General features: G+C 58.9%; 16 protein-coding genes and 1 pseudogene. 11 read left to right on the top strand and 6 right to left on the bottom strand.

Annotated features, from left to right (window positions below):
• Nucleotides 1–49 precede the first annotated feature (49 nt).
• Nucleotides 50–2,341 carry a polyribonucleotide nucleotidyltransferase gene (gene pnp / locus M9Q49_RS16590; RefSeq protein ID WP_254509922.1) on the bottom strand — a complete coding sequence of 764 codons (2,292 nt, stop codon included), beginning with the start codon at nt 2,339–2,341 and terminating at the stop codon, nt 50–52.
• 416 nt (nt 2,342–2,757) lie between these two features.
• Entirely contained in the window at nt 2,758–3,027 is a 270-nt protein-coding gene (gene rpsO / locus M9Q49_RS16595; RefSeq protein WP_254509923.1) for a 30S ribosomal protein S15, read from the bottom strand.
• A 273-nt stretch (nt 3,028–3,300) separates the two neighbouring features.
• Here rpsO and M9Q49_RS36090 point away from each other — a divergent pair.
• The 3 genes and pseudogenes from M9Q49_RS36090 to M9Q49_RS16605 form a co-directional block, all read left to right on the top strand.
• A pseudogene (locus M9Q49_RS36090) lies at nt 3,301–3,666 on the top strand (leucyl/phenylalanyl-tRNA--protein transferase); the annotation flags it as partial.
• Between the two features lie 44 nt (nt 3,667–3,710).
• Nucleotides 3,711–3,935 (top strand): hypothetical protein, encoded by a 225-nt coding sequence (locus M9Q49_RS36095; RefSeq protein ID WP_390844207.1) that lies wholly within the window; start codon nt 3,711–3,713, stop codon nt 3,933–3,935.
• 21 nt (nt 3,936–3,956) lie between these two features.
• Nucleotides 3,957–4,895, top strand: coding sequence for a VWA domain-containing protein (locus tag M9Q49_RS16605; RefSeq protein ID WP_254509925.1), 939 nt, complete (start codon nt 3,957–3,959; stop codon nt 4,893–4,895).
• A 42-nt stretch (nt 4,896–4,937) separates the two neighbouring features.
• Here the strand turns inward: M9Q49_RS16605 and M9Q49_RS16610 are convergent, their stop codons facing one another.
• Nucleotides 4,938–6,353, bottom strand: coding sequence for a hypothetical protein (locus tag M9Q49_RS16610; RefSeq protein ID WP_254509926.1), 1,416 nt, complete (start codon nt 6,351–6,353; stop codon nt 4,938–4,940).
• 341 nt (nt 6,354–6,694) lie between these two features.
• Nucleotides 6,695–7,330 carry a HEAT repeat domain-containing protein gene (locus tag M9Q49_RS16615; protein WP_254509927.1) on the bottom strand — a complete coding sequence of 212 codons (636 nt, stop codon included), beginning with the start codon at nt 7,328–7,330 and terminating at the stop codon, nt 6,695–6,697.
• A gap of 515 nt (nt 7,331–7,845) precedes the next feature.
• Here M9Q49_RS16615 and trxA point away from each other — a divergent pair.
• Together trxA and folP are read left to right on the top strand one after the other, a co-directional pair.
• Complete coding sequence (gene trxA, locus M9Q49_RS16620; RefSeq protein WP_254509928.1) at nt 7,846–8,175, top strand: thioredoxin; 330 nt, start codon at nt 7,846–7,848, stop codon at nt 8,173–8,175.
• A 115-nt stretch (nt 8,176–8,290) separates the two neighbouring features.
• Nucleotides 8,291–9,136, top strand: coding sequence for a dihydropteroate synthase (gene folP / locus M9Q49_RS16625; RefSeq protein ID WP_254509929.1), 846 nt, complete (start codon nt 8,291–8,293; stop codon nt 9,134–9,136).
• A gap of 93 nt (nt 9,137–9,229) precedes the next feature.
• Here folP and M9Q49_RS16630 read toward each other — a convergent pair whose 3' ends face one another.
• Nucleotides 9,230–10,573 (bottom strand): hypothetical protein, encoded by a 1,344-nt coding sequence (locus M9Q49_RS16630; RefSeq protein WP_254509930.1) that lies wholly within the window; start codon nt 10,571–10,573, stop codon nt 9,230–9,232.
• A 167-nt stretch (nt 10,574–10,740) separates the two neighbouring features.
• On the opposite strand from M9Q49_RS16630, the gene M9Q49_RS16635 reads away from it, so the two are divergent.
• From M9Q49_RS16635 to smpB, 6 genes are all read left to right on the top strand, one after another.
• Nucleotides 10,741–11,469: a leucine-rich repeat domain-containing protein gene (locus M9Q49_RS16635; protein ID WP_254509931.1), complete on the top strand. Its 729-nt coding sequence runs from the start codon at nt 10,741–10,743 to the stop codon at nt 11,467–11,469.
• A gap of 115 nt (nt 11,470–11,584) precedes the next feature.
• Nucleotides 11,585–12,331 carry a (Fe-S)-binding protein gene (locus M9Q49_RS16640; RefSeq protein WP_254509932.1) on the top strand — a complete coding sequence of 249 codons (747 nt, stop codon included), beginning with the start codon at nt 11,585–11,587 and terminating at the stop codon, nt 12,329–12,331.
• Nucleotides 12,328–13,731, top strand: coding sequence for a lactate utilization protein B (locus M9Q49_RS16645; protein WP_254509933.1), 1,404 nt, complete (start codon nt 12,328–12,330; stop codon nt 13,729–13,731). The genes M9Q49_RS16640 and M9Q49_RS16645 overlap by 4 nt, the downstream gene beginning before the upstream one ends.
• Nucleotides 13,728–14,093: a hypothetical protein gene (locus M9Q49_RS16650; protein WP_254509934.1), complete on the top strand. Its 366-nt coding sequence runs from the start codon at nt 13,728–13,730 to the stop codon at nt 14,091–14,093. Before M9Q49_RS16645 ends, M9Q49_RS16650 begins: the two co-directional genes overlap by 4 nt.
• A gap of 21 nt (nt 14,094–14,114) precedes the next feature.
• Nucleotides 14,115–14,720 carry a LutC/YkgG family protein gene (locus M9Q49_RS16655; protein ID WP_254509935.1) on the top strand — a complete coding sequence of 202 codons (606 nt, stop codon included), beginning with the start codon at nt 14,115–14,117 and terminating at the stop codon, nt 14,718–14,720.
• A 66-nt stretch (nt 14,721–14,786) separates the two neighbouring features.
• On the top strand, nt 14,787–15,341 hold the full coding sequence (smpB, locus tag M9Q49_RS16660) for an SsrA-binding protein SmpB (RefSeq protein WP_254509936.1): 555 nt from the start codon (nt 14,787–14,789) through the stop codon (nt 15,339–15,341).
• A 78-nt stretch (nt 15,342–15,419) separates the two neighbouring features.
• On the opposite strand, the gene M9Q49_RS16665 is transcribed toward smpB, so the two are convergent.
• Nucleotides 15,420–18,074, bottom strand: coding sequence for a PVC-type heme-binding CxxCH protein (locus tag M9Q49_RS16665; RefSeq protein WP_254509937.1), 2,655 nt, complete (start codon nt 18,072–18,074; stop codon nt 15,420–15,422).
• Nucleotides 18,075–18,129 lie beyond the last annotated feature (55 nt).

The following is an 18,129-nucleotide window of genomic DNA, read 5'->3' on the forward strand; positions in this document are numbered from 1 at the left end:
TCAAGCTGCAGGTTCGCTCGGACCAATGGTCCGGCCTAACGGGGATCGACTAGCGTCGACCGCCGCCACCGCCGCCGTGGCCACGACCACCACGGTCGCCGCCTCGGCCTCCGCGATCGTGACGGGGACGATCACCGCGGTCGCCGCCACGGTCACCACCGCCACCGCGATCTTCACGCGGCGGACGGGGCGGGCGTGGTTCGCCACCTTCTCCGGGCGGGCCGTCATTCTTCGGCGCGAGTTCATCGGGCAAGCCGAGTTCCTCGAGAGCGCGACGGCGGCTGAGCTTCACGCGGTCGTGATCATCGACGTCGATGACGAGGACTTTCATCTCGTCGCCAACGCGGCAGATCTCGCCAACCGAGCTGACGTAGCCAGCGCACAGTTCGCTGATGTGCACCAAGCCATCGCGGCCCGGAATGATTTCGACGAAGGCGCCGAAATCCTTGATGCTGCTGACCTTGCCGTTGTAGATCTTGCCGATCTGCACCGTCGCGGTCACCGATTGCACCTGCAACAGAGCTGCTTCGGCCCATTCGCGGTTGCTGCTTGCGATGGTCACGATGCCGCTGTCTTCGACTTCGATCACGCAGCCCGTGGCTTCTTGAATGCCGCGGATCATCTTGCCGCCAGGGCCGATGAGAGCGCCAATCTTTTCCGGATCAATCTGCGTGCGGAGCAGACGCGGGGCGTAAGCCGAGATGTCTTCCTTCGGACGCGAGATGCACGAGAGCATTTTGCGGAGAATCTGGATGCGGGCTTCGCGCGATTGCTCGAACGTAGCCTTGATGACTTCCTTGCTAATGCCTTCGATCTTCAGGTCGAGCTGAATGCCCGTGATGCCGTTTTGCGTACCGGCGATCTTGAAATCCATATCGCCGAAGTGATCTTCGTCACCGATGATGTCGGTAAGCAAGCACCATTCGTTTTCCGATTGTTGAACCAGACCGACCGAGATGCCGGCGACCGGATTGCTGATCGGCACGCCAGCGGCCATCAAGCCGAGCGTAGCGCCGCAAACGCTGGCCATCGACGAGCTGCCGTTCGATTCCAGAATGTCGCTGATCACGCGAATGGTATAGGGGAATTCTTCGGGCGACGGCAGAACCGGAGCCACGCTCCGCTCGGCCAAGGCACCGTGACCGATTTCGCGACGACCCGGGCCGCGGATCGGGCGGCATTCGCCGACCGAGAACGACGGGAAGTTGTAATCGAGCATGAACTTCTTGGCGTACTCTTCGAACAGGCCGTCGACCCGTTGTTCGTCGCGGCTGGTGCCGAGCGTCACGGTGATGAGGGCTTGCGTTTCACCACGTTGGAACACGGCGGAACCGTGGACGCGGGGCAACACATCGACTTCGCAATGCAGATCGCGGAGCGTCTTGTAATCGCGGCCGTCGGGGCGAGCGCCCGAGATGATGAGATCGCGGATGACGACCTCTTCGAATTCATGCCACACCGTCGAGAAGCGTTCGGGCTTGATCGCGCCGTCGGCCTTCGGGTCGGGAATGATTTCGGCTTGAGCGCGAGCCTTGACTGCCTTGGCAGCTTCGGCGCGGGCTTGCTTGCCCACGGTCTGCTTGGCCGAGCGGTAGTCGTTGTAGTAGCTGCTCTTGATCCGATCCATCAAACCGTCGTCGGGCGGAGCCACGTATTCAGGCCGCGTGACGCCGATCTGCTGGGCGAATTCGCGCTGCAGTTGGCAGATTTCGACAATGGTCTGATGGGCGAACAGAATCGCCTCGTACATGTCGGCTTCGCTCATTTCGCGAGCAAAGCCTTCGATCATGGCGACCGAAGTTTCGCTGCCCGAAACGATCAGGTCGAGATCGCTCTCTTCGAGATCATCTTGGCTCGGGAACGGAATGAACTGACCATTGACGCGGCCGACGCGCACCGAGGCGATCGGGCCACGGAACGGCAGGGGCGAGATGAACAGCGCACAAGCAATGCCGTTCATCGCGAGGACGTCGGCGTCGGTCTGGGCATCGCTGGCCATGACCATGGCCTGGCATTGCACTTCGTCGCGATAACCCTTGGGGAACAGCGGGCGAATCGGGCGATCGCAGAGACGCGAGGTGAGAATTTCTTTGGTCGTCGGGCGACCTTCACGCTTGATGAAACCGCCGGGGAACTTACCGGCCGCGGCAACGCGTTCGCGGTAGTCGCAGGTCAGCGGGAAGAAGTCTTGACCAGGACGGCCGGCGCCGCCGACCACGGCATTGAGCACAACGGTTTCGTTGTATTGGCAAAGGACGGCTCCTGCGGCCTGTTTGGCCAGGAAGCCGGTTTCGAAGGAGAGGGTATGGCTGCCGATTTTCTTTTCTACGCGATGCTTCACTGCTGCTACCTGATACTTTCTTGTCCTACGCTCCGGCGGGGCTGCTCAGAAATTGAAGTCAGCTGCTGGTCGCGCGAACCTGCGAGGAAAAACGAGCACTATTGGAGAAGAGACTTATTGCGGTGGCTGCTGATCGCCGAACGCTTCCTGGGCCAGATCTCTGGGCAGGGCAAAAAGCGCGCGACACGATAACGACATCAGCGAAAGAGGCTGATGCAGGGGCGATGAATCCAACCGGATGGAAGAAATGCTGCCCGGGTTGGCAATAACCTTGCCCCGACCCCAGGCCCTACTACAACGACCGAATTGCCCGGAGAAAATCGGGGCAATTCGTGAACTCTCAGAACGCAATCCAGCTTCGTTGCGCTGCCGGGCTCTTCCCGACGAACACAAACCCACTTGCGCTTGTTACTTGCCTACTTGCGGATGCCCAGCTTACCGATGATTTCGGTGTAGCCAGCAGCATTTTCGCGGCGCAGGTAATCGAGCAGCGTGCGGCGACGACTGACGAGCGCCAGCAGCCCGCGGCGGCTGGAGTAGTCTTTGTCGTGCGTACGCATGTGCTCGGTCAAGTTGTTGATACGGGCCGTCAGCACCGAGATTTGCACCTCAGGGGAGCCGGTATCGGATTCCGACCGACGATACTGCGAGATCAACTCTGTCTTACGTTCTTTCGTAACTGTCATATTCCGCCGTCATTCCTCCACGCGGCTGAGTTCCGATTCGCCGGAAAAAGGTCCCGGAAACCGTGCCCACTCAACCAGGGTGCAACAAACTCTCCTTGTAGTGCCCGCAGGCCCTCTCGGCCCGTGCGACATTCGACCGGAACTGGTCCCAAAACATCTACTAACCAAGAAACGATAAGCCAGTGAGTGTACCAACGCCCCCAAGGAATGCAAGGGCATCGGTGACGCTAATCCAAAGGAATTTAACTGTCATCCAGGCCTATACTTAGCCACATGCCATTTCTCGGTGCTGCCTTCCATCCACGCGACCGCCACAATCCCGGCTTGATTGCCACGGGCGGGCAGGTAACCGCGCAAACCTTGCTCGAATCATATCGGCAGGGAATCTTTCCCTGGTACAACGCCGGTGAACCGATTCGGTGGTGGTCGCCGGATCCACGGGCGATTCTCGAACTCGATCAGTTTCACATTTCGCACCGACTGGCCCGCCGGATTCGCTCGGGGAAGTTTCGGTGCACGATGGACCAGGCGTTTCTGTCGGTCGTTCGCGGCTGTGCCCAGCGCGATGAAGAAACCTGGATCACTTCGGCGATGATCAGCGCTTACGCTGAGCTGCATCGCGCTGGACATGCCCACAGCATCGAAGTCTGCAAGGCGATCAACTCGCCGGCGGCATCTTCGGCGTGGGCCTGGGCGGGTTCTTCGCGGGTGAGTCGATGTTCCACCGCGTCCGAGATGCCTCGAAGGTGGCGCTCGCTTTTCTCGTCGGCCATCTGCGCACGCGAGGCTGTCAACTCTTCGACGTGCAAGTTCGCACCGATCACACGGCATCTCTGGGCGTGACAGAGATCTCGCGCGAAGAATATGAAAGACGATTGAAAATCGCGTTGGCCAGTGATCCAATTTGATTGGCCATGTGAGCTACATCAATGACAGTCGATTTCGGTTCCCAGTCTCGCATTCCGCTGAAGTCCGCTGCGGCGGTGCTCGGATTAAGTGCGTTACTCGGCGCGTTGATTCTATTTTGGACTTGGAAAGCTCCAAAAGTTGATGAAGCGACACCGGCTGAGGCACAAGCTGAGCCGAAGTCCTTCGCAGACCAGTCGTTGGAAGTTCACGCTAGCGCGAAAACTGAAATCGCAAGAGCGTCGCTCATCAATCCGTTAGTGAAGGAAGTCGACCTGGAATCGCCAACAGAGATCGCGCGGCCCGTTAGCGATGCCTTGGTGCCCGGCGATGATTCACTCGCGAGCAGCAGCATAAATCAGCGCGATGCAGCGGCATACCCTGACGATGCGATGACGCGCGGTTCGGGAGGCGAAGCTGAGAAGCTGGGAACCTTGCATGTATATGGCACGCAGGCGCGGGGTCGAACCTTCTTGATGCTCATTGATCGCTCCGTGAGCATGGGAGAGAAAGGACTTGGAGCAATTCAGGCGGTTTCCGTTGAACTAGCCAAGCAATTTGATTCGCTCGACGAACGGCATGAACTGCAGATTGTCGGCTACAACTCGGTGCCGAAACCCCTCGCGCCCGAATGGCTGCCGGCCACCGAGGACAACAAAAAGCGACTCCTGTCGTCGCTGCGAGAAATCCCTGCAGTCGGTAGCACCAACCATACGGCCGCGTTAATGGCAGCGCTGAAGCTGCGGCCCGATGTGATCTTTTTCATGACTGACGGCGGAAGTCCCTTGATGGGGCCCGGCGCGCTGCGAATCGTGCATGACCTATCGAACGAACGCACGATCATCAACACGATTCATTTTTCTCGCGGCGGCAAGGACGCGCCGCCCAACCATTTCCTCCGCAAAGTCGCCGCCGAGAATGGCGGCACTTATCAGTTCATCGATCTCGACCAACTGCCGTAGCTCGCAGGTCTGATGGAATCGGTGTCGTCCAGTTCTGAGCGACTACCGTTCGATCACCGTCGGCCGGGCATACTTGGCCAGTTGCTCAGCCCGCTTGCCGGGTTCGCCGCCGAAGACGCGTTCGTCGTAGGTGGCTAGGGCGTGCAAGCCGTGGCCCATCGGGCCGATGTTCCACTTGGTGCTGCGGTTGTCGTAGAGGAGCTTCGTCAGGTACGACACGCTCTTCACCATCTCAGGGCTGGTCAGTTCTTCTTTCGACAGGCTGTAAGTGAGCCATTCGGTGATGTGGCCGGTCGTTTCCAGGCGGCGTCCCGGTGGGCCGTTGTCGGCGCGGCCGACGAACCACTCGGTGCTGAAGCTGCCATCGGGGTTCTGCAGGCGGAACGTATAGGCGTGGTAGCTTTCGAGGAACTTCTTGGCCCGCAACCATTGACCTTCGATCACTTCGCCCCGTTGCTCACGCTTGCGAACGGCGTAGCTGAAACCCATCAGACGGTGCGTACCGCCGCAGGCAGCGCCCACGATCTTCTGATTGAGTTCTTCCTTGATGAGCCGCGGAATGTCCCACGACTGACCATCGTTACTGGTCCACGAATCGTCCGACCGCAGGTAATGCGTGAGGGCGATCAGCTTGAAGGTAAGTTCGGTGTTCGGCTTGCAGGTCAGCTTTTCGTGTTCGATCAGATCGGCCACGTTGAAGTCTTCGGTGTCGACCTTGATCGGGAAGTTCGTCTTCACGCGCGATTGAGCGAGCATGGCCAGGTATTGGCCAGCGTGACCTTGCACGCCGGGTCCGATGCGGGCCTGCAGTTTGCCACCTTGCGTGTAGAACAACTGCTGGCCGTTGCAGTTGCCGTTGAAATTCATGTAGCCAATCGCGTTGACGCGCTGATTGTTGACGATCAGGTTGGCATCGACGCCGTAGGCGATCATCGCGTGCATGCAGGCCCAAGGGCTGCGAGCGGCGACGTTTTCGGGGCGAATGTAATAGTGCGAGAGGCATTCGCGAATCTCTTCGCGCAGACGCTTCATTTCGGGCGACAGTTCGGGTTCGGCCGCGGCCTTGGGCTCTGGACCCATGGGCTTCGAGTCTTCTTCGGTAGTCGATTCCTTCGTGAGCTCTTGCAGCTTCTTTTCTGTTTCCTCGAGTGTCTCTTCGGCCGACTTTTTCGCCGACTGTTCCGAAGTGCCTTCTTCGAATTCAACGAGTTGAATCTCGCCATTCGAGCGCAAGCCGACGGACTTCAACTGCACGGGTTCTTGGAGGAGCGACAGCGGTTTGTCTTCGCGCTGGGCCGACCGGATAGCCGGAGCCTGCTCGTCGCCACATTTTTCGTCGGTTGTCGAAGTCTGCCGTGGTTCGCTAGCAGGATTTTGCTGCGAATGCGTAAACAGCAGATTGCACGCGAGTGCGAGCAGGCCAAAGAAAGCGGCGAACGAGAAAGTCGTACGAATCATGAATGGCTTTCGCTCGACCGGTCCCACCTCCATCACTCAATCGCGTGAACGCCGCGATGAGAAGATGTTTGGTTTGCGGAGACCAGTTGGATTGTGCTGACATTCGGGGGAGCCCGGCAAACCGCCTGCTGCCGGGGGCAAGTGATGTATCGGAATCGAGCCGGGGCGAGCAGCAATTGAGGCGGAAAAATCTACACTCCTGATTTGCTTGGCGTATGTTTCGTGCGGACAGGGTGAGCGGGCAACTCTGGCGAAACTTAACCGCCTCGGCGAAGGCTGGCGGCTGGAGAACCGACGCTGCGAAGTAATCTCGTCGTCATCTCGTTCATAAACGTCGCGATTTACCACCACCACCAGTCTTCACGCAACCGCTGAGCGATCGATGGCGGCGGCGGCGGAGTCGGTGAACCACCTTGCATGAATTCTCGCCAGGCCTTGGCGCTGTAGCCGTAATCCTTGCCGGTCACGGTGCGGAGCGAATCCATGGCGGTTTGCTGCAAAGCAGGATTGTTATCGTCGACGACTCCAGCCAGCGCTTGCGCTGCTTGCTGATCTTTAAATTTGCTGAGGCTGCGAGCGGCGACAATCTTGACATCGGTGTCGGTATCGTTCGCCAGCGTATGGCTGAGAACTTGCAACGCTTCGGCGTCGGGATTCTTGGCCAGTGCGACGCAAGATTCGCGGCGCACGTAAGGATCGGGATCGGTCGCGGCGAGTTGAATGGCACTGCGAGCCTGCGGCGTGGGAAAGGCCGACAGCGTCTTCACAATTTCGATCCGCATGGGAATCGTTTTTTCGCGTTGCACTTCCACGGCGAGCTCGGTGCTCAGCCGTTCTTGTTCGGCTGGCGGCATTTTCGGCGCGCGTTCGCGCAGCTCGGCGAGTTGTGTGACCTTGGTGTGATACGTGGTCGCGTACTTTTCGTCTTCTTTCCAATCCTTGGTGATCCAAGGGTTGTAGCCGGCAAAGACTGCCATCGGACCGCTGCTGCAGCCTGTCGATAGCCCAGCGCAAGCGAGCAGGGCCCAGCAGCTGAGAAGGCGAAGAGCGACGGTGGCTGTCGACGGTTTCAAGGCAGACCTGGTCCGCTGAGTGCTAATCAAACCCGATCGCGCAAGGATGCGCAACCAGGAAACAGTTGCGGCGGCTTATAACAGGAGGCCGCGAGGGCAACCAGACGAAAAATGCGTTTGTCCCTCGCATCCAAGAGCGACGCTGCGACTCGCCGAAGTGTCCTGCCAGCAGCGACATCGTTCTTGCGAGGGGTTTGCGGCTGGGGCGGTCGTCGCAGATCGCTCGGCAGCAAGACTTTACGCCGTTTGCGGGCGATTCGCCCTCGTTGACACTATGGGGGGGATACCTAAAATCTGAAATTACAAGGAGCCCTGCCGCCAGCACTTGCTGAAGACCGCCGCCGTGAAAGACTTGCTGGCAACGGCGGTATACCTGGGTAGCTACAACACACTAATCAATAACGCAAAGGGAAATGACCATGAGCGAAAACGTGCTGGAAATCGACGACAACAACTTCAAAACCGAAGTCCTCAACAGCGATCAGCCGGTGCTGGTCGACTTTTGGGCCCCCTGGTGCCAACCTTGCCGCCGCATCGCTCCGATGATCGACGACCTGGCCAAGGAAAACCTCGGCAAAGCCCGCGTGGCCAAGGTCAACGTCGATGATGCTCAGGGCACGGCCATGGAATATGACGTGCAAAGCATTCCGACGCTGATCATTTTCCGCAAGGGTCAACCGGTGCAACGCTTCACCGGCATTTCGAGCAAGGCTCATTTGCAAGAAGCGATCGACGCGGCAACCGCCTAAGGTTGTTGAGTCGCGAATTGTTAACGAGAAGCCTGCCGGTTCGCCGGTGGGCTTTTTTTGTTTGGATGGAAACAGGTTATCGGCGCTCGCAACGTCGAGTACGATCAAGCGGCATATGAATCCCGCAACTTCCTGGCAACTGCGCACGCAGCAACTCACGTTCACCACGGGCCCCGCGTGGATGGGCATCGTCAATGTCACGCCGGATAGCTTTTCCGACGGCGGTCAGTTTTTTGATTCCGCGAGCGCGATCCGCCGCGCTGAAGAGCTGCTCGCCGAAGGGGCCGATATTCTCGACATCGGCGGCGAAAGCACGCGGCCTTATGCGACGCCAGTGAGCGAAGACGAAGAGCTGCGTCGGGTGCTGCCGGTGATTGCCGCGATTCGCAAGAATAATCCGCAGGCCATCATCTCGATCGACACGACAAAACCCGTCGTCGCCGCTGCCGCCATCGAAGCCGGCGCCGAGATCATCAACGACATCACCGGCCTGGCCGATCCGCGAATGATGCAACTCGCCGTCGACAGCCGCGCCGGTGTGTGCGCGATGCACATTCAAGGGACGCCGCAAACGATGCAAGATCGGCCGCACTACGACGATGTCGTGCGCGAAGTCTACGAACATTTGGAATTGCGCCGCGATCAGTTGCTCGCGGCCGGCGTCGAGCGCGAACGAATCTGTCTCGATCCGGGCATCGGCTTCGGCAAGACTCACGAACACAGCATCACGCTGGTGCGCAACTGTGCTGGATTCCACCAGCTGGGCTGTCCGATTCTGGTTGGCCATTCCCGCAAAGGTTTCATCGGCCAACTGCTGGGAGACAAAACCGCCGATCGCTCGGCGGGAACCCTGGGAGCCTCTCTCGCGCTCGCGCTGCAAGGCGTGCAGATCATCCGCCTGCATGAGATTCGCGCGACGCGTGAAGCTTGGCAGTTGTTGCGAGCAATGTCGCCGCAGTAACAACGCACGTTCAACGCACCAACGAAAAAAGCCCCCAGCGAATTTCGCTGAGGGCCAGAAGGTTATCGAATTAGCCTCTTGCGGAGCCGGCGATTACTGTTCGTACTTGGCGGCTTCGATGTCCGAGGTCGTCGGGCGGGCTTCGACCGAGGTGGTCAGCGTGGTGACCAGTTCGCAGTTCAGCGTGCTGGCCGTCTTGCCGTCCGACTTCAGCACATGCAGCGTAGCCTTGCTGGCCTTGGTCAGGCCGAGGACCGGCAGCGTGCAAGTGACCGAGTCGTTCTTCCATTCTTGAATCGTGGCCGGCAGAGCAATCTCACCGACTTGCAGCACCACTTGGCCTTCCTTGCTGGTCAGGTCCTTGCCTTGCAGCGTGAGGGTCGCACCAACCGGGATCTGCGGCAGCGGCATGTCCTTGCTGACGAGTTCGGTCGTGGCAGCGGTAGGCTTCACTTCGGTGTCGACCGCGGCCGGAGCTTCGCTGGCGACGATGTCGTTCAGAGCTTGCTTGGTTTCCATCGGCAGACCTTGCGGAGCAGGAGCGGCAGGTCCGACAGGAGCAACCGGTCCAACCGGAGCGGCGTTCGGATCGATTGGCTGGCCATTCGCATCGACCGGCACCGGAACCGCAACCGGCACGGGGTAGTAAATCGGCGGGCACGGCGGTGGGCAGTAGTTCGACTGATACACCGGCAGCGTGAACACCAGCGGCGGGCAGTGGTGATGGTGGTGATTACCGTTGCCATTGCCATTGCCGTTACCTGGGCCATTACCCGGACCGTTGCCGTTGCCATTGCCCAGGACGACACCGAGGCCGCCCAGAACCTTGCCTTGCACGGCAGGGCTGTGCAACTTGTCGCCAATGCTCTTCACGGCGTTGGTGGCCTTGATCACATCCATCGTCGAGGGGCCTTTGCCACTCAGGATGTTGCCAACCGTCGAAGGCTTGTTCGTGTTGTTGTTGCTGATGTTCTGGATCTTGATGCCACCAGCGATGCCGGTGTTGCCTGGCTTGTTGCCGTTGCTCGTGGTGCCGACATTCGGCAGCTTGATGCCACCGGCGATACCCGTGTTGCCCGGCTTATTGCCGTTATTCGTCGAACCGTTGGTCGGCAACTTGATGCCGCCAGCGATGCCCGTGTTCTTCGGCAGGCCTTGGCTGTTGCCGAGGTTGCCGCTGCGGATGGCGTTCGACAGGCCGCCCGCGATGCCGGAGTTACCACTCGACGGCAGGGACCGCGGCATTGAGCCACTGCCACCGATACCACCGATCCGGACACCGCTGCTGCTGCCGTGGCCCATGCTCATGCCGCCACCGCTGTGGCCGCCACCGCCGCCATGTCCGCCGCCGAAACCGCCAGCTTGAACCGAACCGATTGTGCCACAGGCACTTATGACAACCGCGAAAACCATCGCGAGGTGAAATTTGATCGACATGGGAGTTTCCTTTTTCGCAATCCTGGGTGGCTGAGTAACCTTCTAAAGTTCTAGGCGTAGGGCGGCCAAAAATGTTACTGAGAAAAATTTGGAAACAGAAATATGCCCTCTGACCACGGTATCCTGTCGACGAGTGGCGGTCAATTCACAGAAAAAAGGCGGGGATAATGTCGCAACGCTGGGCCTTGGTAATCGTCTTCACACTCGTCGGTTGCTCAAAACTTACTTCGCCGTCACAAACTGCCCCGCAGGCCCCTTCGCCCGAGCAGGTTGCCGCTGCCGAGTTCGCTGCCGCTCAAGATAAAGCCGCCACCGAAATCCAAAGCCTAGGCGGTGAGGTCCTGCGCAACGACGCGCCGGGCAATCCGATCCACGCCGTCCGCTTCACGGGAAAAAAGACCGACATAGCCGCTCTCGCAGCCACCCTCAAACCGCTGGCTCAACTGCAAGAACTAACGCTCGACCACGCCGAACTAACCGACGCCGATCTGAACTCGCTGGGAGAACTCGCCGGCCTCACAACGCTCGATCTCTCCGGCAACGAACTCACCGATGCCGGCCTCCCCCACCTGAAACCGCTCGCCAAACTAGAGTCGCTGCAGCTCAACCAAAACAAACTCACCGCCGCCGGGCTGACGCATTTGAAAGAGTTCCCGAACCTGAAAAAACTCTCCCTCAGCAGCAACGCAATCACCGACGACAGCTTGGCTCACCTGACCGAACTAACTCACCTGGAAGAACTCGACCTGAACGGCTGCGGCGTGACCGATGCCGCGTTCGCTCATCTCGCGAAACTCCCCAAGCTCAAAGAAGTTCGGCTCGCCTTCACGCTAGTGACGCCTCAAGGCGCGACGACCTTTCAGCAACAACGGGTGGACGTGAAGGTTGAGAAATAGGAGCGATCCACCCCTTTCCAATTCTCACCAAGCATCGACTCGCCGAGGATGGCCGTTCGCTGGCGCTTCTTGTTACAATGAGTCATCCTCGCTGTTCCCTCGCAAAACGCTCTCCATGCCCACCGTCGGCCTGTTTATCCCCTGTTACGTTGATCAACTCTTTCCCCAGGTTGGCATCGCGACGCTGAATCTGCTGGAGCAGCTCGGCCTGACCGTCGAGTTTCCTACCGCGCAAACCTGCTGCGGTCAGCCAATGGCGAACACCGGTTGCCTGAAAGAAGCCGAGCCGTTTGCCCGCCGGTTTTTGGAGATCTTCGCGCCGTATGACTACATCGTGGCGCCGTCCGGCAGCTGCGTCGCCATGGTGCGGCATCACTACAAGCATCTACTGCATGACGATCCGCAGCTCGATGTAATCAAAGCCAAGACGTTCGAGCTGTGCGAGTTTCTCACCGACGTGTTGAAGGTCGAAAAGCTGCCCGGCCGCTTTCCGCATCGCGTCGGTTTGCATCAAAGCTGCCACGGCCTGCGTGAACTGCGACTCGGCAGTTGCAGCGAAGTGATGGGGCCGCGATTCAGCAAGGTGCGCAAGGTGCTCGAGCTGATCGACGGCATTCAATTCACCGAGTTGCAACGGCCTGATGAATGCTGCGGCTTCGGCGGCACGTTTGCGGTGAGCGAAGAAGCCGTCTCGTGCTTGATGGGTGAAGATCGGATTCTCGATCACGAACAAGCCGGCACCGAAGTTCTCACCGCCAACGACATGTCGTGCCTGATGCATCTCGAAGGCATCTTACGCCGGCAGAAGAAGCCGATCCGCGTGTTGCACGTTGCTGAAATTCTCGCCGGGAGTGCGACATGAGCCCCAATCATCCGAAGCTCGCGGCGGGATTTATCCAGGATAAAGAGCGTGCCCGCTGGCACGATCAAACGCTGTGGTTCGTCCGTCACAAACGCGATCTGGCCGCGAAATCGCTGCCGGAATGGGAAACGCTCCGCGCGGCTGCATCGGCCATCAAGATGCACACGCAGGAGAAGCTGGCCGATTACCTGGAACAATTCGAACGCCAAGCCACGGCCCTCGGCGCGAAGGTTCACTGGGCGGCTGATGCTGCCGAACACAATAAGATCGTGCTCGAGATCCTGCAAAGTCATAACGTCAAACGCCTCGTGAAGAGCAAGAGCATGCTCACCGAGGAGTGCCATCTCAACCATCACTTGGAAGAGCATGGCATTGAAGTGATCGATACAGATCTCGGCGAACGGATTGTGCAGATGCTCGGCAAACCGCCGAGTCACATCGTGCTGCCGGCGATTCACCTCAAGAAGCAAGACATCGGTCAGCTGTTTCATGAGCAGCTGAATACGGAAGCCGGCGCATCGGATCCCAAGTACTTGGCCGAAGCGGCGCGGCAGCATTTGCGCGACAAATTCATGGCCGCCGACGCTGGCTTGACCGGCGTGAACTTTGGCATCGCCGAAACGGGCGGCATTGTGATTTGCACCAACGAAGGGAACGCCGATCTGGGCGTGTCGCTGCCGAAATTGCACATCGCCTGCATGGGAATCGAGAAGTTGATTCCACGGCCGAAGGACCTGGGCGTGTTTCTGCGGCTCTTGGCTCGCTCCGCCACCGGTCAGCCGACGACAACTTACTCGTCGCACTTCCACGGACCGCGGCCAAGCGGGGAGTTGCACATCGTGCTCGTCGACAACGGTCGGAGCGACATTCGCGCGAGTAGCGATTATCGCCGTTCGCTCAATTGCATTCGCTGCGGCGCATGCATGAACACCTGCCCGGTGTATCGACGCAGCGGCGGCTACAGCTACAACAGCACCGTCCCCGGCCCGATCGGCTCGATCCTCTCGCCGGCGATGGACAGCAGCAAACACTACAGCCTGCCGTTTGCGTGCAGCCTGTGCGGCTCGTGCAGCGACGTCTGCCCAGTGAAGATCGATCTCCATTCGCAGCTGCTCACCTGGCGCGGCGAAATTGCCAAGCGCAATCAACTGCCGCTGCAAAAGAAGCTGGAGATGAAACTCGCGGCAGCCGTTCTCGGCAGCAAATGGCTGTACCAGTTGTCGGGTTGGCTCGCGCGAAAGATTCTGCCGCTGCTGCCGCGGTTCATGATCTACAACCGCTTGAACCCGTGGGGCAAGCAGCGCGAAATGCCGCAGATGCCGAAGCAGAGTTTTCGCGAGCTGCTGCAGATCCGCAACATGCGCGAAAATACGAAGACCGATTCCAATCCGCCTCAATGACCATTCCCGATCACAACAACGTGTACGGCGCATTAAAGACAACGGCTGGTTTGCAGTCGGTACTGAATGCGTTGCGCAGCTTGTCCGGGATTGAAAAGGCGTTCATTTACACCTCGTCGCACAATGGCGCCGAGACGCTCCATTTTTCATCCGCTGAATTTGATTTCGTGTCCACGCCGCTGGAGATTCATGAGCATCTCTTGAACGGCGCTGTCGCTGGCCCACCCGCGCAGATCGCGGGAACAGTGCAGACGATCGCCGCAGCTCTCACGGTTGCCGGCATTGAAGCCAAATTCGAAATTAACGATGAGAATCAAAACCCGGTTGAACTGGTCCCGGCCCAGACGCAGATCAAGAAGTAAAGAACTACGACTTAAACAACAATGAGCAGCCGCGACGCGATTCTTGCCAAGCTTCGACAGCAGACCTTGCCCGTGCAGGATCTTCCCGACTTATCCGGGCCATGGATCTCGTACGAGAATCTGCCGGAGCAATTTGCCAAAGCGCTGACCGGCATCGGCGGCGTGTGCCACTTCGTTTCGTCGCTCGACCAGGCCCGCGAACATCTGCAGAGCACGCCGACCTTTCAAGCCGCGAAGCAAACGGTCTCGCTGGTACCCGATCTGATTGCCGGTAACGTCGATGAAAAACAGATCGACGATCCACATCAGCTCGAGACGATCGATTACGCGGTCATCCCCGGCGAATTCGGTGTCGCCGAGAACGGCGCCATCTGGCTGTGGGATTCGGCGATGCGCAATCGCGTGATCCTGTTCATCAATCAGCACCTAGTGCTGGTGATTTCCGCGAACCATATCGTGCCGACGATGCACCATGCTTATGAGCGGATTTGTGCCGATCAAAACGCGTTCGCCGCTGCCAGGTTCGGCGCGTTCATCGCCGGGCCGTCGAAAACGGCTGACATCGAGCAATCGCTGGTGATCGGCGCCCACGGGCCGCGGTCGATGACGGTATATTGCGTAGGATAGGCTTCCAGCCTGTCTTTAAAAAAATCTTGAACAAACGCGACAGGCTACAAGCCTATCCTACGAATCATGGGCAAAGGCCAACCCAAACCGACGAAACCACCGCCGACCAAGGCGAAGGCTGCCAAAGCCGCCGGCAAGACGCCTGCCAAGAAAGCTGCGCCGAAAGAGCCCGAAGGCAAGGTCGTCAGCGACAATCGCAAAGCCCGCTTCCGTTTCGAGATTGTGGAAACCCTGGAGTGCGGCGTGCAACTGCTCGGCAGCGAAGTGAAGAGCCTCCGCGACGGCAAGCTCTCGCTCGATGAAGCCTACGCCCGCGTCAAAGATGGCGACGTTTGGCTGGTCGGCGCCGATATCGCCGAATACAAGCAAGCGACGCTCTGGAATCACGCGCCGAAACGGCCTCGCAAACTGCTGATGCATGCCGTCGAAAAAATCAAGTTCGCCGGCCAGGCCCATGAAAAGGGACTGACGCTCGTGCCGCTCAAAGTCTATTTCAACGCCCGCGGCATCGCCAAAGTGCTGCTCGGTCTCTGCCGCGGTAAAAAGTTGCACGACAAACGCGAGACGCTAAAAAAGAACGACGCACGGCGCGACATGGATCGCGCGATGCGTCGTCGGTAAGTGTAGTCCTCACGCTCCGCGTGGGGCGAACTCACCACGCGGAGCGTGGTGAGTACACTGGTCGCAATTCACTGCGAACTACTTAGCCTTCTTCCCTTCTTCCGCGTTCTTCTTCTCCCGATCCGTGGGATTGTGCGGAATCGCGGTCGCGCCCTTCACGCGGCGTTCGAGAGTCTTCATCGTTTCCTTCAGCGTGTACTCGAGATAGTAATCCTGGTCGTGGATCAACGACTCAACGGCAGTATCAATCGCTTGCTGGTTGTTGAAGAAGCTGAGAGCGCGGATCCCCTCGAGGCGAACGCGGGGATTTTCGTCGTTCACTTGCACTTGCAGCAGTGCGATCGGGTCCTTCACCCGATCACGCCAGTAGCAGAGCACGCGCGTGGCGGCGGCCCGTGCGTGAAAGTCAGGTGAGCGGAGAACTTGCTTCAGCAGTTTCTCATTCACCATGTCATGGGCTTGATGGAGCCAGAGAACTTCCAGCACGTGGTGTTCGTATTCAGCATCCTTCTTATCCTGCGCGGCGAGCCACTTCTCGGCTTCGGCAAGGACGTCCTTCGTTTCGCGATTGCGGAGTTCGATGCGGACGCGATAGCGAGTTCGTTCTTCCGGTTCGGTATTGAACAGGCTGAGGAGTTGCGGAATCGGTTCGCCAGCGATCTTGGCCGGTTTCACGAGCGGCTTCTTCGTGTAGTGCACGCGATAGATGCGGCCGTGCGAATGATCGCGATTCGGGTCACGCAAGTTGTGTTGCATGTGGCCAACGAGCGGATTGAACCAATCGCAGATGTAGAGCGCGCCGTCGGGGCCGAACTCCAGATCGACCGGGCGATAGGCTTGCTCGCTCGATTGCAGCAGCGGCTCGACCGGATCGGCGGCAAAGCCCGAGCCGTCGTCTTTCATCTTGTATTGCAGCGTTCCTTGGAACCCGATGCAGTTGTTGAGCAGGTAGTTGCCCTGGGCGTCATCGGGGAAGTTGCGGCTGCTCACCAGTTCGCAGCCCGCCGTGGGCCGCCATTGCTTCTTCAAAAATTCCTTCATGCTGGCGTGCTTGTTTGGGTAATCGACGTCACCCGAGAAGGCCGTGCCGTTGTAGTTGGCGCCGCCCGAAGCATCGGCGATCAGATTCTGACCCCAACGATCGACGTAGTGACCCCAGGGATTCGCAAATCCGTACGAAACGAACACGCTGAAGCGGTTCGTGCGCGGTTCAAAGCGGAAATAGCCAGCATCCTTCAAGCGGACCGGGCCGTAGGGCGATTCGATCTGCGAGTGATGGAAGGTTCCTTCCGAGAAATAGAGTGCGCCGCCCTGATCGAACACGAAGTCGCTGATCGAGTGATGTGAGTCGGCCGAATCAAAGCCATGCAGCACGATCGTCCGCTCATCGGCCACGTCGTCGCCGTTGGTATCCTTGAGGAACATTAGGTTCGGCTGCTGAGCGACATACACACCGCCATCGGCAATCTCGAGGCCGGTCGGCACGTGCAGCTTGTCGGCGAAAACCGTTTTCTTGTCGGCCTGGCCGTCGCCGTTCGTATCTTCGAGAATCAGAATCTTGCAGTTCGGCGGGGTGCCCGGCAGATACTGCGGATAAGTCGGCATGCAAGCGACCCACAGCCGGCCCTTGGCATCGAAGGTGATCTGCACGGGGTTTTCGAGTTCGGGGAACTCGACTTCCGAAGCGAAGAGATTGACGGCGTACCCTTCGGGCAACGTCATCTTCTTCATCGATTCGCTGGGCGGGGTGACGTTGATCACACCCTTGAAATTCGTTTCGATCTTGGTGAACTCACCGGTATCGCTGTCGTCGATCTTTTCCGGCACGCTCTTGCCTTGAGCGACGGCCCAGATGCGTTCGTCGCGCTTGGCGATCATCTTCCGCAGCTTGGCAAACTCGGCAGGAAAGTTGACGACGCCGAACGGCGCCTTGCGGCCGCCATAGATATAAAAACCGTTGACCGAACGATGGTCGTACCAGAACTGCAGGCTCTTTTCGTTCACTTCGGCCCGCAGCTTCGCCAGATCGGCTTCCTTGGCCGGGCGATCGCCAAAGAGGCTCTTGTCCATGACCTTGCCGACTTGTTCATCGCCGTATTCGTTCAGGTGAACGCCGTTGATGGTCAGCTTGACCTTGCTGTTGTCCATCAATTGCTTCGACGGGGCGTAGAGATCGACGAAGACGACATTGGCCTTGGCGGCGACTTCCTTCATCGCTGCGGTGTAGAGAGCGATGTTCTTATTGTTCGACTCGCCGTCGGGCAGTTCGCGCTTGCCGAGGTTCTCGTGCGCGATGGGCGAGAAGATGACAAGTTGCGGCGGATTGTTGCCGTTGTATTTCGTCGTGGTGCTCTCTTGGATGAATTTTTCCAAGTCACTCTTGAACTTCGCCAGTCCCGCTTCGCCGCCGAACGATTCGTTGAAGCCGAAGAACGCGAGAATCACGTCCGGCTTGTGATCGGTCAGCTTATGGCCGTGATCGGCAAACGACTGCGACCGGGGCCGCAGCGTCAACTCATCGGCCGACCAACCGAGGTTTCGAACCACTAGGTTCAACTCTGGAAACCGCGAGTGGAGCAGCGTCTCGAAATTGCCAAAGTGCTGCTGCCGTTCGGCGAGCGTATTGCCGATGAGAACGATCTTGTTCCCTTTCTCGAGCTTCAGCGGCGGCGCTTCAGCCACCGCCAGCCCGGCGAAAAGGAGACAGAGGGAGAGCGCAACAAAACGAACCATGGAAAAGCCTCGGAAAGGTGGGAACAAACTTGTGCGGCGGAATCACGCATTGTGA

It is taken from the genome of Anatilimnocola floriformis, assembly GCF_024256385.1.
In the GTDB taxonomy this organism is placed as follows: domain Bacteria; phylum Planctomycetota; class Planctomycetia; order Pirellulales; family Pirellulaceae; genus Anatilimnocola; species Anatilimnocola floriformis.

Coding starts and splice junctions, on each gene's coding strand:
- rpsO (WP_254509923.1), bottom strand. CDS start 3,027: ATGACAGTTACGAAAGAACGTAAGACAGAGTTGATCTCGCAGTATCGT.
- M9Q49_RS16605 (WP_254509925.1), top strand. CDS start 3,957: ATGACAGTCGATTTCGGTTCCCAGTCTCGCATTCCGCTGAAGTCCGCT.
- M9Q49_RS16610 (WP_254509926.1), bottom strand. CDS start 6,353: ATGATTCGTACGACTTTCTCGTTCGCCGCTTTCTTTGGCCTGCTCGCA.
- M9Q49_RS16615 (WP_254509927.1), bottom strand. CDS start 7,330: ATGGCAGTCTTTGCCGGCTACAACCCTTGGATCACCAAGGATTGGAAA.
- trxA (WP_254509928.1), top strand. CDS start 7,846: ATGAGCGAAAACGTGCTGGAAATCGACGACAACAACTTCAAAACCGAA.
- folP (WP_254509929.1), top strand. CDS start 8,291: ATGAATCCCGCAACTTCCTGGCAACTGCGCACGCAGCAACTCACGTTC.
- M9Q49_RS16630 (WP_254509930.1), bottom strand. CDS start 10,573: ATGTCGATCAAATTTCACCTCGCGATGGTTTTCGCGGTTGTCATAAGT.
- M9Q49_RS16635 (WP_254509931.1), top strand. CDS start 10,741: ATGTCGCAACGCTGGGCCTTGGTAATCGTCTTCACACTCGTCGGTTGC.
- M9Q49_RS16640 (WP_254509932.1), top strand. CDS start 11,585: ATGCCCACCGTCGGCCTGTTTATCCCCTGTTACGTTGATCAACTCTTT.
- M9Q49_RS16645 (WP_254509933.1), top strand. CDS start 12,328: ATGAGCCCCAATCATCCGAAGCTCGCGGCGGGATTTATCCAGGATAAA.
- M9Q49_RS16650 (WP_254509934.1), top strand. CDS start 13,728: ATGACCATTCCCGATCACAACAACGTGTACGGCGCATTAAAGACAACG.
- M9Q49_RS16655 (WP_254509935.1), top strand. CDS start 14,115: ATGAGCAGCCGCGACGCGATTCTTGCCAAGCTTCGACAGCAGACCTTG.
- smpB (WP_254509936.1), top strand. CDS start 14,787: ATGGGCAAAGGCCAACCCAAACCGACGAAACCACCGCCGACCAAGGCG.
- M9Q49_RS16665 (WP_254509937.1), bottom strand. CDS start 18,074: ATGGTTCGTTTTGTTGCGCTCTCCCTCTGTCTCCTTTTCGCCGGGCTG.